This is a genomic window from Erwinia sp. LJJL01, from assembly GCF_047300805.2.
GTDB classification, from domain to species: Bacteria; Pseudomonadota; Gammaproteobacteria; order Enterobacterales; family Enterobacteriaceae; genus Erwinia; species Erwinia aphidicola.
Genome location: NZ_CP178576.1, coordinates 4,038,270 through 4,050,922, shown reverse-complemented (window position 1 = coordinate 4,050,922; position 12,653 = coordinate 4,038,270). Strand labels below are relative to the sequence as shown.

The window sequence follows — 12,653 nt, the reverse complement described above, 5'->3', positions numbered from 1 at the left end:
TTTTTCTTATTCGATGGATGTCCCGCCGCTCATCCTGAATACGATATTCATCGTCAGGTCTTTGCCCGGCTTACCGGCCTCATAGCGCCATTTGCGCATCGCCTGTTTCACTTCACGCTCAAACATGTTGCGCGGTTCGGCCGACAGGATACGGACATTATCTACCCTGCCGGCGCTATCGACGTCAAACTGCACCCGCACACGCCCTTCCACACGCAGGGCAAAAGCACGCGCCGGATAGTCTGGCTTGCCGACGGTTAACGCCCGCGGCCCGGTCGAGATGGCGGTAGACGGCGCCTGTGAGGTCTTGGGCGCGGTGGACGGCTTACTCTGCTCAACGGGTTTAGTCTCCTGCGGCGCGGCTGCCGGGCGTGGTTTCACCTCTTTCTTCGGCTTAACCACCTCTTTCTTCACCGGCTTCGGTTTTGGCTTCGGCTCAGGTTTCGGGATCGGTACCGGCTCTGGCTTAGGCGGTTCAGGCGCCGGTTCCGGTTCTGGCTCAGGTTGCGGCGCCACTTCAGGCGGCGCAGGTTGGGGTTCCGGCTGCACTTCAGGGGCCACTATCGACACGCTGATAGGCTGAGACGCTTGAGGCATTTCGACCACCTGATGAAATGAGGCATACAGCAGTGCCCCGATCGCTGAACCATGCAGTACGACCGAAAGCAGCAGTGGTAAAGGTGAGCGGCGAGGTAGTTCAGTTGTCAGCGTCGTCATAATCTTTCTGGTCAAAATGTGAAGCGTTGATTTTAAATGCAAATAGCAATCAATTTCAATAAGCACGCACGCTGAATCGTCGATTTCGCCTTTTAAACGCCGCAGGCTGACCTTTATCAAGGCCAGAGACGCTTTAGTTTGCACAAATGTTAACGATCACTTAACGTGATGCCGAATCTCATCCCAGACAGGAGTTTTGAAGGTGCTCTACGTAATTTACGCTGAAGATAATAGTGACTCACTGGAAAAACGCACCGCCGTGCGCCCTGCTCACCTTGCCCGCCTGCAGCTGCTGCGTGATGAAGGTCGTCTGATTATTGCCGGCCCGATGCCCGCGGTGGACAGTAACGAACCTGGCGTTGCCGGTTTCAGCGGTTCAACCATTATTGCCGAGTTCCCTTCGCTGGAAGCCGCGCAATCATGGGCGCAGGATGATCCCTATATTGCAGCCGGGGTATATAAGCAGGTTGCTATCAAGCCGTTTAAACGCGCTTTCTGATTTAACAGCCCGGCGATATCAGTATCGCCGGGCCTGTTACCCGCCTCAGGGAATCTGGGTAATAAACAGAATAGAACGGCGTTGCTGCTGGCTCACCTGATGGCGGAAAGAGTGCATACGTCCGTAGCGACGAGACTGCCCCTCCAACCAACGCGACCGACGCCGCTGAACCTGGCGCAACATGCGCCAGCGCGCCACCTCATTTCTACTTCGTCTCATTACACCCTCTGATTGCCCCAGGAAAAACTCGCGACGCAGTATAGACCTTTATCAAACCTCACCAGGTCCGATCTCTTTATCCGTTAAAGTGTGGTTAAAGGTTTCCTGTACTGTCATCTGCACGTAAACTCCCTTTAATTGCCGCGTGAACAGGATTTTCACTTCATGACCACCTTTTATACCGTAATGAGCTGGCTGCTGGTTTTTGGTTATTGGTTACTCATTGCCAGTGTCACCCTGCGTATCCTGATGAAGCGGCGCGCAGTGCCCTCCGCCATGGCCTGGCTGTTAATTATCTATATTATTCCGCTGGTTGGCATCATTGCCTATCTCTCATTCGGTGAGCTGCACCTTGGTAAACGGCGTGCGGAGCGGGCGCGCACCATGTGGCCCTCTACCGCCCGCTGGCTAACCGATCTCAAAGCCAGTCACCATATTTTTGCCGAAGATAACAGCGATGTGGCCCGTTCACTGTTTCAGCTATGTGAAAACCGTCAGGGGATTGCCGGGGTTAAAGGTAATCAGCTCCAGCTGCTCACCAGCACCGATGACACCCTGCGCGCGCTGGTACGTGATATTCAGCTGGCACGTCATAATATCGAGATGGTGTTCTATATCTGGCAGCCCGGTGGGCAGGCGGATGAAGTGGCTGAAGCGCTAATGGCGGCGGCGCGGCGCGGCGTTCACTGCCGCCTGATGCTGGACTCGGCGGGCAGCGTCGAATTCTTCCGTAGCCCGTGGGCAGCGATGATGCGCAGCGCGGGTATCGATTTAGTCGAGGCGCTAAAAGTGAGCCTGCTGCGCGTTTTCCTGCGCCGTATGGATCTGCGCCAGCACCGCAAAGTGGTGCTGATCGACAACTATATCGCCTATACCGGCAGCATGAACCTTGTTGACCCACGCTACTTTAAGCAGAACGCTGGCGTCGGCCAGTGGGTTGACCTGATGGCGCGTATGGAAGGCCCGGTCGCCACCACACTGGGCATTATTTACTCTTGCGACTGGGAAATTGAGACCGGCAAGCGCATTTTGCCGCCTCCGCCAGATGACAATGTGATGCCGTTTGAGCAGGAGAGTGGCCATACCATTCAGGCGATCGCTTCCGGCCCTGGCTTCCCGGAGGATATGATCCATCAGGCGCTGTTAACCGCCGTCTATTCAGCGCGCGAACAGCTGATTATGACGACCCCCTACTTTGTTCCGAGCGACGACCTGCTGCACGCTATCTGCACCGCGGCTTATCGTGGCGTTGATGTCAGTATTATCGTGCCGCGCCGCAACGACTCCCTGCTGGTGGGCTGGGCCAGCCGCGCCTTCTTTGGCGAGCTGCTGGACGCCGGGGTGAAGATCTATCAGTTTGAAGGCGGTCTGCTGCACACCAAGAGTATTCTGGTAGATGGTCAGCTCAGCCTGGTGGGCACCGTGAATCTCGATATGCGCAGCCTGTGGCTCAACTTTGAAATTACGCTGGTAATTGATGACGATGGTTTTGGTAGCGATCTGGCCCGGGTGCAGGAGGATTATATCGCACGATCCAGACTGGTTGATGGTCAACGCTGGTCGCGCCGCGCATACTGGCAGCGGATCGTAGAACGACTGTTTTACTTCTTCAGTCCATTGCTGTAAAACGAGCGAAAATGCACAGCGCCCAAGGGGCAACACAGGAATTTTTATGGACCTAAATAACCGCCTTACCGAAGATGAAACCCTGGAACAGGCCTACGACATCTTTCTTGAGCTGGCCGTCGATAACCTCGACCCGGCGGACGTGATTCTGTTTAATCTGCAGTTTGAGGAGCGCGGTGGTGCAGAGCTGTATGACCCGGCAGAGGACTGGGCTGAACACGTTGATTTCGACCTTAACCCGGACTTTTTCGCTGAAGTGGTGATTGGCCTGGGCGAAGAGGATGGCGAACCGATTACCGATGTCTTTGCCCGCGTACTGCTGTGCCGCGAGAAGGACCACAAGCTGTGCCACATCCTTTGGAAGGAATAAATCCTCGTCATATTTTCCCCTGATCCTGCGTTGGCTGCCTCGGTTCACCCCGGTCACTGACTTCAGTAAGCTCCCGGGGATTCACCTTGTTGCCGCCTTGTCTCAGCGCAAAATATTTAGAGGATTGGGTGTGTCATATTTTCCCCCGATCCTGCGTTGGCTGCCTCGGTTCACCCCGGTCACTGACTTCAGTAAGCTCCCGGGGATTCACCTTGTTGCCGCCTTGTCTCAGCGCAAAATATTTAGAAGATGGGGTATGTTATTAAAGCGGGTCCACTTTCAGGCAGGAGACCGCATGGCGGAAACTGCCCTCCAGCAGCGGACGCGTTTTGGCGCATTCCGGCCCGGCAATCGGGCAGCGGGTGCGGAACACGCAGCCTGAAGGCGGATTGATCGGCGACGGCAGTTCACCTTCCAGCAGCTGTATCGTCTTGTTGCGCTCAAGGTCCGGGTCCGGGATTGGCACCGCTGACATTAATGCACGCGTGTAAGGGTGCTGCGGGTTCTGATACACCTCATCGTAAGTTCCCAGCTCTACAGCATGCCCCAGATACATCACCAGCACGCGGTCAGAAATATGCTTCACCACCGCCAGATCGTGGGCGATGAAGATCAGCGATAGCCCCATTTCACGCTGCAGCTGTTGCAGCAGGTTTACCACCTGCGCCTGAATCGACACATCGAGTGCGGACACCGGCTCATCGCAGATAATCAGCTTCGGCTCCAGGATCAGCGCGCGCGCAATGCCTATACGCTGGCACTGGCCGCCGGAGAACTCGTGCGGATAGCGGTTGATCAGGTTGGGCAGTAACCCCACCTTCATCATCATCGCCTTCACGCGCTCTTTCACTTCCTGGCGCGGCATCTTCGGATGATAGGTGCGCAGCGGTTCGGCGATAATCTCGCCGATGTTCATACGCGGGTTCAGTGAGGCCAGCGGATCCTGGAAAATCATCTGAATATCGCTGCGTGCAGCGCGCCATTCGTCTGCGCTCTGCCCCAGCAGGTCGCGCCCCAGCCAGGCAACGCGCCCTTCTGTCGCTTTCACCAGGCCGATAATCGCCCGCGCCAGCGTGGATTTCCCGCAGCCGGACTCACCGACCACGCCGAGGGTTTCCCCCTCATACAGACGCAGGCTGACGCCGTCGACCGCCTTCAGCGTTTTTGGCGGCTGCCAGAACCACTGCCGACCATCTTTGATGTCGAAATGCACTTTGAGATCGGCAATTTCCAGCAGAACTTTCTTCTCAGCAACCGTTGTCATACCAACTCCTCCACGGGCTTAAAGCAGGCGCGCAGTCGGCCTTCGCCGAACGCTTCCAGCGGCGGTGCGCTGGCGCAGATATCCATCGCGTGCGGGCAGCGCGGCTGGAACGGACAGCCCTTTGGCAGACGCGACAGGTTCGGCGGGTTGCCCGGGATCGTCAGCAGCGAGTCGCCCTCGTCGGCATCCAGACGCGGCACGGCATTGAGCAGGCCGATGGAGTACGGGTGTGAAGGCCGATAGAAGACATCGCGCGCTTTACCATATTCCATGGTGCGCCCGGCATACATCACCAGCACCTGATCGCAGATCCCGGCCACCACGCCGAGGTCGTGGGTGATCATAATAATCGCGGTATTGAACTCGCGCTTCAGCTCGTTCAGCAGCGTCATAATTTGCGCCTGCACCGTCACGTCGAGCGCGGTGGTCGGCTCATCGGCAATCAGCAGCTTAGGACGGCACAGTAGCGCCATGGCGATCATCACGCGCTGACGCATCCCGCCGGAAAATTCATGGGGGAACATTTTCATGCGCTTGCGCGCTTCCGGCATTTTCACCGCGTCGAGCATGCGCACAGACTCTTCAAACGCCTGCGCGCTGTTCATCCCCTTATGCAGCTGCAGCACTTCCATCAGCTGCTCACCGACGCGCATGTACGGGTTCAGCGAGGTCATCGGGTCCTGGAAGATCATCGCGATCTGCTCGGCGCGCAGCTTATTCAGCTTGTTCTCCGGCAGGTTGAGGATCTCGCTGCCGTTAAAGCGGGCCGAGCCGCCAATGCGCCCGTTGCTGGCCAACAGGCCCATCAGGGCAAACGCGGTCTGCGATTTTCCGGACCCGGATTCGCCGACGATCCCTAAGGTTTCCCCGGCGCTGAGGCTGAAGTTAAGGTCGTTAACCGCCGTGACATCCCCATCCGGGGTGCTAAAGGTCACGCGCAGGTCTTTAACATCCAGCAGACGTTGGCTTTCCCTGGTTTTGGCCATCGCTGGCTGTAATTCAATCGTGCTCATCGGGAACTCCTTAACGATCTTTCGGGTCGAGGGCATCACGCAGGCCATCGCCAATAAAGTTGAAACAGAACAGGGTGACGACCAGGAAGCCGGCCGGATAAAGCAGCAGCCACGGCGACACTTCCATCGAGTTAGCGCCGTCGCTCAGCAAAGCGCCCCAGCTGCTGAGCGGCTCCTGAGTACCGAGCCCCAGGAAGCTTAAGAAGGACTCGAACAGGATCATGCTGGGCACCAGCAGTGAGGCATACACCACCACCACGCCGAGCACGTTCGGGACGATATGGCGCAGTACGATATTCATCGTCGATACCCCGCCCACTTCTGCCGCTTCAATAAACTCTTTGCGCTTCAGGCTCAGGGTCTGGCCGCGCACGATACGCGCCATATCCAGCCATGACACCATGCCAATGGCGACGAAAATCAGCAGGATATTCTGACCAAACAGCGTCACCAGCAGGATAACGAAGAACATAAACGGGAAGGAGTTGAGGATCTCCAGCAGGCGCATCATCACCGAGTCGGTTTTGCCGCCCAGATAACCCGCCAGCGTGCCGTACAGCGTGCCGAGCACCACAGCAACCAGCGCCGCAGCAATCCCCACCATCAGCGAGATACGTCCGCCAATCGCCACACGCACCAGCAGGTCGCGCCCGGAGGAGTCGGTGCCCATATAGTGACCGGAGGTCAGGTCCGGCGCGGCCGACATCATCGCCCAGTCGGTGTCATCGTAGGTAAACTGCGACAGCATCGGTGCAAAGGTGACAAACAGAGCCACCAGCAGCAGCACAAACAGGCTGGCAACCGCCGCACGGTTATGGATAAAGCGGCGGCGCGCATCCTGCCAAAGGCTGCGCCCTTCCACTTCGAGTTTTTCAGTGAAGTTATCCAGAGCTTCGCTGTTTTTTTTACTTAAAATCATTGCCAGCTCCCGGATTAATAACGAATCTTTGGATCGATAACGGCATACAGCACGTCAACAATCGCGTTAAACAGAATGGTTAACGCCCCAACCAGAATAGTCAGGCTTAACACCAGCGAATAGTCACGGTTCAGCGCGCCATTGACAAACAGCTGACCGATACCCGGCAGACCATAAATCGTCTCGATAACCATTGAACCGGTAATAATACCGACAAAGGCCGGGCCGAGATAAGAGAGAACCGGCAGCAGCGCGGGCTTCAGCGCGTGGCGCAGTACGATGCGGTGCATCGGCAGCCCTTTCGCGCGCGCGGTGCGGATAAAGTTGGAGTGCAAGACTTCGATCATCGAACCTCGGGTGATGCGCGCAATGCTGGCAATATAGGCCAGGGAGAGCGCCACCATCGGCAGGATCATATATTTCAGCGCCCCGCCGTTCCAGCCGCCGCCCGGCAGCCATTTCAAGGTGATCGAGAACAGCAGCACCAGCAGTGGCGCCACAACAAAGCTCGGAATAACGATGCCGGTCATGGCGACCCCCATCACCGCATAGTCCCATTTGCTGTTCTGCTTGAGGGCGGCGATAACGCCAGCCGTCACGCCAAACACCAGAGCAAACAGAAAGGCCGCAGCGCCCAGCTTGGCGGATACGGGGAATGAACCCGCCACCAGGTCATTGACCGAATAGTCTTTGTATTTAAACGACGGTCCAAAGTCCCCATGCGCCAACTGCTGGAGATAGTTGAGATACTGTTTCCACATCGGATCGTTTAAATGATATTTGGCTTCGATATTAGCCATCACTTCCGGGGTCAACGTACGTTCACCGGTAAACGGGCTGCCGGGTGCCATACGCATCATGAAAAAGGAGATGGTGATCAGAATAAAGAGCGTCGGAATCGCTTCGAGAAAACGACGCAGTATAAATTTTAACATTGCCCGTACCTGCTGGCTTTACACCGCAGGGGCGAACCCCTGCGGTGACATTGCTTTAAAAGAGCAGCATCGCCGCCCGAATTGTTAGTGCTTGATAATGTACAGATCTTTATCGTGACTGTTATCCAGTGGATCTTTACCGGTATAACCACCAACGTAAGGCTTCACTAAACGCAGGTTTTTGTAGTAGTAGACCGGCACGATGGCGGAATCTTTATCGAGCTGCTTCTCCGCCTCGGCGTAAACTTCCGCACGTTTCGCTTCATCACTCGCGCTCAGTGCCGTTGACATAATTTTGTCAAATGCCGGGCTCTTATAGTGCGAGGTGTTGTTGCTGCTGTCTGACAGCATGATGTTCAGGAAGCTGGTCGGTTCGTTGTAGTCAGCACACCAGGCCGCACGCGCCACATCGAAGTTACCCTGATGGCGAGTATCGAGGAAGGTTTTCCACTCCTGGTTCTGCAGCTTAACGTTTACACCGAGGTTTTTCTTCCAGATGGAGGCTGCGGCAATCGCCAGTTTTTTATGCAGATCGGAGGTGTTATACAGCAGGTCAAACGTCAGCGGTTTGTCGGCGGTGTAACCGGCTTCCGCCAGCAGTTTTTTCGCCTCTTCGTTACGTTTTTCCTGGGTCCAGCTCATCCACTCTGGCTTATCCAGCTTGATGCCGTCGGTGAATGGCGGTGTGAAGCTGTAGGCGGGATCTTCATCCTGCGCTTTCACTTTATTGACGATGATATCGCGGTCCAGGCCCAGCTTGAGCGCGGTACGCACGCGCGCATCGTTGAAAGGCGCCTTCTGGTTGTTGATCTCATAGTAGTAAGTACAGAGATACGGATCGGCGTGGATCTCTTTCGGGATCTCTTTTTTCAGCTTCTGGTAAAGCTCGATTGGCAGGTAGTTGTAGGTAATATCGCTGCCGCCGCTGCGGTAGCGGTTGGTGTCGGTGACTTCAAACGGGATCGGCAGGAAAGTGACCTGATTCAGGATGGTGTGCGCGTTATCCCAGTACTCAGGGTTACGCTCAACCACGATGCGCTCGTTCACCACCCACTCTTTCAGTTTGAAGGCACCGTTGCCAACGAAGTTTGCAGGCTGGGTCCACTTCTCGCCAAATTTCTCTACCGCTGGCTTGTACACCGGCGACATAGATGGATGGATCAGCAGCTTATAGAAATAGGGAACTGCATCGCTCAGCGTCACTTCCAGGGTGTGAGCGTCCAGTGCTTTAACGCCGAGGGTATCAGGCGTTTTTTTACCGGCAATGATGTCATCCACATTCAGCAGATGGCCGTACTGCAGATAGCTGGCGTAAGGGGACGCTGTTTTCGGGTCGGCCAGGCGCTGCCAGCTGTAAACGAAATCCTGCGCGGTCACCGGCTCGCCGTTTGACCACTTGGCGGTGTTACGCAGGTGGAATATCCAGACTTTACCGCCATCTTTGTTTTCCCATGATTCCGCAACGCCAGGGATGATTTTCCCGTCCGCATCGTTAATCACCAGGCCTTCAAGCACATCACGGTTAACGTTAGATTCCGGGACGCCTTCAATTTTGTGCGGGTCAAGCGACTGCAGCTCAGCACCGTTACCTCTGACCAGCTCCTGCTTATCTGCCAGCTGAACGCCCGCCGGTACATTGGCGGCATAGGCCATATTGCCAGTCAGCGCGGCCATAACGCCTGCGGCGATCAAAGTTTTCTTCGTGATGTTGATCATCTTATTACCTACTCCAGTTTTTATTAATGCCAACGTGTGCCGGGCACCGTGGCTACCCCCGTTTGCGGGAAAACTTCACCGGGTAGAGGAACGATTCCACCCGGCTTGTCTTTTTTTATTTCATCGGTACTGCTTTGCTATCACCCTTTACCGCCCGGCAGGGCCGCACGGTTTAGTGACTGGTTATATAAAAGTATTTAACATCGGTAAGGTCCTGCGGATCTTTACCGGTAAAGCCCCCTACCCACGGCTTCACCAGCCGCGCACTCACCCGGTAGTAGACCGGCACAATGGCAGAATCCTTATCCAGCTGCTGCTCCGCTTGCTGATAGACGGTTGCCCGCTCGGCGTCATCACTCATGTTGAGCGACTGCGTCATCAGCTGGTCAAACGCCGGGCTGCGGTAAAAAGCCGTATTGGTTGAGGAGTCGCTCAGCAACATAGTGAGGAAGGTAGAGGGTTCATTATAGTCGGAACACCAGGTGGCGCGGGCCACGTCATAATTGCCCTGATGACGAGTATCAAGCATGGTTTTCCACTCCTGATTCTGTAACGTCACGTCGGCACCGAGATTCTTTTTCCACATCGATGCGGCCGCAATGGCCTGCTTTTTATTGACGTCAGAGGTGTTATACAGCAGTGAGAAACGCAGCGGTTTTGACGCGCTGTAGCCCGCCTGCGCGAGCAACGCTTTGGCCTGCTGGTTCCGTTCATCCTGCGTCAGGTGGAACCACTGCGGTGCGCTGAACTGCGCGCCGTCAGTAAACGGCGGCGTCAGGCTCCATGCCGGGATCTGCCCCTGGCCCATCACTTTCCCGGTAATGATGTCGCGGTCGAGGGTCAGCTTCACCGCGGTGCGCACCCGCGCATCGTCAAACGGCGGACGGCGGTTATTCAGTTCATAGTAGAAGGTGCAGAGATAAGGACTGACTCTGACCTGCGGGCCAAGCTCTTTTTTCAGCTGCTGAAAACGCTCGGGCGGCAAGGCGCTGTTGGTGATATCGATTTCGCCGCTGCGATAGCGGTTAACATCGCTGGTTTCGGAGACGATCGGTAAGAATGTCACCTGCTCAATCACCGTCTTACCGTTGTTCCAGTAGTGCGGATTGCGCTTGAGCACAATTTTTTCATTGATCACCCAGTCGCTCAGGGTATAAGCCCCATTCCCCACGTAATGCGCAGGCAAAGTCCACTTCTCCCCCCAGCGTTCAATCGCAGCCCGGTTGACCGGTTTCAACGCGGTGTGTGCCGCCATAGCAAGGAAATAAGGGACCGGCTGACTGAGCGTGACCTGGAAGTGGCTATCGTCGAGCGCTTTCACCCCGAGATCGCTGGCCGGGCGTTTACCCGCCAGGATCTCATCAACGTTAGCCACGTGAGCGGCCTGCAGATAGCTGGCATAAGGCGATGCGGTTTTAGCGTCCACCAGCCGCTGCCAGCTGTAGACGAAATCGCTGGCCGTGACGGGTTCGCCGTCGCTCCACTTTGCATCTGGCCGCAGGGTAAAGGTCCAGACTTTACCCTGCTCGCTGCTCCAGCTTTGTGCCACGCCGGGCACCAGGTGGCCGATGTTGTCGGTGCTGACCAATCCTTCCAGCAGATTGAGGATCACATCGGTCTCGGGCACCCCTTCTGTTTTTTGCGGGTCGAGAGATGAAACTTCAGTGCCATTGTTGATCACCAGATTTTGCTGCTTGCTCAGGCTGACCCCGTCCGGAACGTCAGCTGCCACGGCGTTGAGAGTGATAAGGCCCAGCAGTAACCCTGTTCCGCTCGCGATGTGGCGTAATGATGTAAAACATTTCATTCAGCTAAAACCCTGTGTGGTGATACCAACGACTACCGTCAGAACAGCCGGGACGGATGAGGTTAACGTTTTGCACATCTGGTGCCAGTTTTTATCAACTGGCAGAAAAATTATCAGAAGGGGGACATTTGCGCTAAAGCAAAATAACAAAAATGTTAACCAATTCTCTTTTATCATGAGAAAAAGCAGGGGCAAAGTGTTATTTAGCATTGTGAAATAACGGCTAAGCTTATGAAAGAAAATGAATTTAATGACTAAAACCTGACTTTCGAACATAAATAAAGCGATTTCAAAGCAAAAAATAAGCAAATTTTGCCGAAAACACTAAATTCGTCACAAAAATTCCGGGTTTTGCCGGGCGACTAGCATTAAATTTTGATAAATCCGTCTCTCACCGCCAGATTGAAATGTAATAAATCTCACAAACGGTGGTAACTAAGCGATTGAACCGGCAGTTGCAGTAATTACATTAATAATCAGCGCCCTCAATTAAGCGCCATGAATAATTGCACCATAATGATGCAGCTGCACGGTAAGTTGACCTGATATAGTGCACCACAAGAATGCATAGATAAAAAAAGCGCAGAATATGCGCTTTAATATGATTATTTCAGAATTAAAACAGGCTAGTTGACCAGCCCCGGGAACAACGCTTTTATCCCGGTCACCACAAACTCTATCCCTAACGCCATCAATAGCAATCCCATAATACGGGTCACCACGTTAATTCCAGTCTGCCCCAACACTCTGACCATTAACGGTGCAGCGCGAAAGCAGAGCCAGCAGCAGAAGGCAAACAGCGCGATCGCCACGCTAAAGCCCAGCAGGTTTTGCCAGCTGTGGTAGCGCGTACTCCAGACAATCGTCGAACTGATCGCCCCCGGTCCCGCCATCAACGGCAGCGCCAGCGGTACGACCCCGATGCTCTCCCGGTTAGCCGTTTCTGACTTCTCCTGTTTATTCTGCTTATCTTCGCCCAGTTTGCCGCTGATCATCGACATCGCAATGGTGACGACCAGAATGCCGCCCGCAATACGAAATGAGTCGATAGAGATCCCGAAGATGTGCAGGATGCCGTCGCCGAGGAATAGCGCCGTCCAGAGGATAATCGCCACGGACAGGTTGGCAGTCAGGTTGGTTTTATTGCGCGCTGCCGGAACCTGATAGCTGGTCATGCTGATAAAAACAGGAATGATCCCCACCGGGTTGACCAGGGCGAACAGGCCAACGAAAAATTTAATATATCCAGAGAGGTCTAAAAGTGCAGGATTCACACCATGCTCCTGTTGGGCTGATTGATGGGCGCTAATGTAATTCAAATCCGTGATAATGACTATCCCCCGCCCCCTGGAATATCACGCCATTATGCTGCGCCGCAGGCAGTGGATATCGCCATTACGACGCTGAAGATTAGCAGATGAAACTTATTCTCAACTTTCGACGCCAGGTTTGCGATAGTTTGAAACTGGTCATCTTCTAATCACAGGCTGAAAGGTGTCAGCCACCAGTAAACATGATCCAAATCATTATTTGCCCCCAGTACAAGCGCTATGCTCAGTGTTACCAAA

General features: G+C 54.9%; 12 protein-coding genes. 3 read left to right on the top strand and 9 right to left on the bottom strand.

Translation table 11 applies throughout. The features are described 5' to 3' along the window. Positions 1 to 6: 6 nt before the first annotated feature. Positions 7 to 717 carry a TonB system transport protein TonB gene (gene tonB, locus ACLI4M_RS19995; RefSeq protein WP_208864882.1) on the bottom strand — a complete coding sequence of 237 codons (711 nt, stop codon included), beginning with the start codon at positions 715 to 717 and terminating at the stop codon, positions 7 to 9. Positions 718 to 919: 202 nt separating this feature from the next. On the opposite strand from tonB, the gene ACLI4M_RS19990 reads away from it, so the two are divergent. Then, entirely contained in the window at positions 920 to 1,216 is a 297-nt protein-coding gene (locus ACLI4M_RS19990) for a YciI family protein (protein WP_048915937.1), read from the top strand. 45 nt (positions 1,217 to 1,261) lie between these two features. On the opposite strand, the gene ACLI4M_RS19985 is transcribed toward ACLI4M_RS19990, so the two are convergent. After that, positions 1,262 to 1,435 (bottom strand): YciY family protein, encoded by a 174-nt coding sequence (locus tag ACLI4M_RS19985; protein WP_099753651.1) that lies wholly within the window; start codon positions 1,433 to 1,435, stop codon positions 1,262 to 1,264. 165 nt (positions 1,436 to 1,600) lie between these two features. Here ACLI4M_RS19985 and cls point away from each other — a divergent pair, with 165 nt between their 5' ends. Together cls and ACLI4M_RS19975 are read left to right on the top strand one after the other, a co-directional pair. Beyond that, positions 1,601 to 3,061 (top strand): cardiolipin synthase, encoded by a 1,461-nt coding sequence (gene cls, locus ACLI4M_RS19980; RefSeq protein WP_048915936.1) that lies wholly within the window; start codon positions 1,601 to 1,603, stop codon positions 3,059 to 3,061. A 40-nt stretch (positions 3,062 to 3,101) separates the two neighbouring features. Next, positions 3,102 to 3,431, top strand: a complete 330-nt coding sequence (locus tag ACLI4M_RS19975) for an HI1450 family dsDNA-mimic protein (protein WP_208864915.1) — start codon at positions 3,102 to 3,104, stop codon at positions 3,429 to 3,431. A gap of 262 nt (positions 3,432 to 3,693) precedes the next feature. Here ACLI4M_RS19975 and oppF read toward each other — a convergent pair whose 3' ends face one another. The 7 genes from oppF to ACLI4M_RS19940 all read right to left on the bottom strand — a co-directional run bounded on the left by oppF (position 3,694) and on the right by ACLI4M_RS19940 (position 12,359). After that, positions 3,694 to 4,695 (bottom strand): murein tripeptide/oligopeptide ABC transporter ATP binding protein OppF, encoded by a 1,002-nt coding sequence (gene oppF / locus ACLI4M_RS19970; RefSeq protein ID WP_048915934.1) that lies wholly within the window; start codon positions 4,693 to 4,695, stop codon positions 3,694 to 3,696. After that, positions 4,692 to 5,708, bottom strand: a complete 1,017-nt coding sequence (locus ACLI4M_RS19965; protein WP_048915933.1) for an ABC transporter ATP-binding protein — start codon at positions 5,706 to 5,708, stop codon at positions 4,692 to 4,694. Before ACLI4M_RS19965 ends, oppF begins: the two co-directional genes overlap by 4 nt. Positions 5,709 to 5,718: 10 nt before the next feature. Then, on the bottom strand, positions 5,719 to 6,627 hold the full coding sequence (gene oppC / locus ACLI4M_RS19960; protein ID WP_048915932.1) for an oligopeptide ABC transporter permease OppC: 909 nt from the start codon (positions 6,625 to 6,627) through the stop codon (positions 5,719 to 5,721). A 14-nt stretch (positions 6,628 to 6,641) separates the two neighbouring features. Further along, the gene (gene oppB, locus ACLI4M_RS19955) at positions 6,642 to 7,562 is read right to left on the bottom strand and encodes an oligopeptide ABC transporter permease OppB (RefSeq protein ID WP_048915931.1); all 921 of its coding nucleotides are present in this window, start codon (positions 7,560 to 7,562) and stop codon (positions 6,642 to 6,644) included. 84 nt (positions 7,563 to 7,646) lie between these two features. Next, positions 7,647 to 9,278: an oligopeptide ABC transporter substrate-binding protein OppA gene (gene oppA, locus ACLI4M_RS19950; RefSeq protein ID WP_413449745.1), complete on the bottom strand. Its 1,632-nt coding sequence runs from the start codon at positions 9,276 to 9,278 to the stop codon at positions 7,647 to 7,649. Between the two features lie 172 nt (positions 9,279 to 9,450). Further along, complete coding sequence (locus ACLI4M_RS19945; protein ID WP_133623752.1) at positions 9,451 to 11,085, bottom strand: ABC transporter substrate-binding protein; 1,635 nt, start codon at positions 11,083 to 11,085, stop codon at positions 9,451 to 9,453. 626 nt (positions 11,086 to 11,711) lie between these two features. Next, on the bottom strand, positions 11,712 to 12,359 hold the full coding sequence (locus ACLI4M_RS19940) for a YchE family NAAT transporter (RefSeq protein WP_048915928.1): 648 nt from the start codon (positions 12,357 to 12,359) through the stop codon (positions 11,712 to 11,714). Between the last annotated feature and the right edge of the window lie 294 nt (positions 12,360 to 12,653).

Excerpts from the sequence above, each read along its gene's own strand:
- tonB (WP_208864882.1), bottom strand. The coding sequence starts at position 717 with ATGACGACGCTGACAACTGAACTACCTCGCCGCTCACCTTTACCACTG.
- ACLI4M_RS19985 (WP_099753651.1), bottom strand. The coding sequence starts at position 1,435 with ATGAGACGAAGTAGAAATGAGGTGGCGCGCTGGCGCATGTTGCGCCAG.
- cls (WP_048915936.1), top strand. The coding sequence starts at position 1,601 with ATGACCACCTTTTATACCGTAATGAGCTGGCTGCTGGTTTTTGGTTAT.
- oppF (WP_048915934.1), bottom strand. The coding sequence starts at position 4,695 with ATGACAACGGTTGCTGAGAAGAAAGTTCTGCTGGAAATTGCCGATCTC.
- ACLI4M_RS19965 (WP_048915933.1), bottom strand. The coding sequence starts at position 5,708 with ATGAGCACGATTGAATTACAGCCAGCGATGGCCAAAACCAGGGAAAGC.
- oppC (WP_048915932.1), bottom strand. The coding sequence starts at position 6,627 with ATGATTTTAAGTAAAAAAAACAGCGAAGCTCTGGATAACTTCACTGAA.
- oppB (WP_048915931.1), bottom strand. The coding sequence starts at position 7,562 with ATGTTAAAATTTATACTGCGTCGTTTTCTCGAAGCGATTCCGACGCTC.
- oppA (WP_413449745.1), bottom strand. The coding sequence starts at position 9,278 with ATGATCAACATCACGAAGAAAACTTTGATCGCCGCAGGCGTTATGGCC.
- ACLI4M_RS19945 (WP_133623752.1), bottom strand. The coding sequence starts at position 11,085 with ATGAAATGTTTTACATCATTACGCCACATCGCGAGCGGAACAGGGTTA.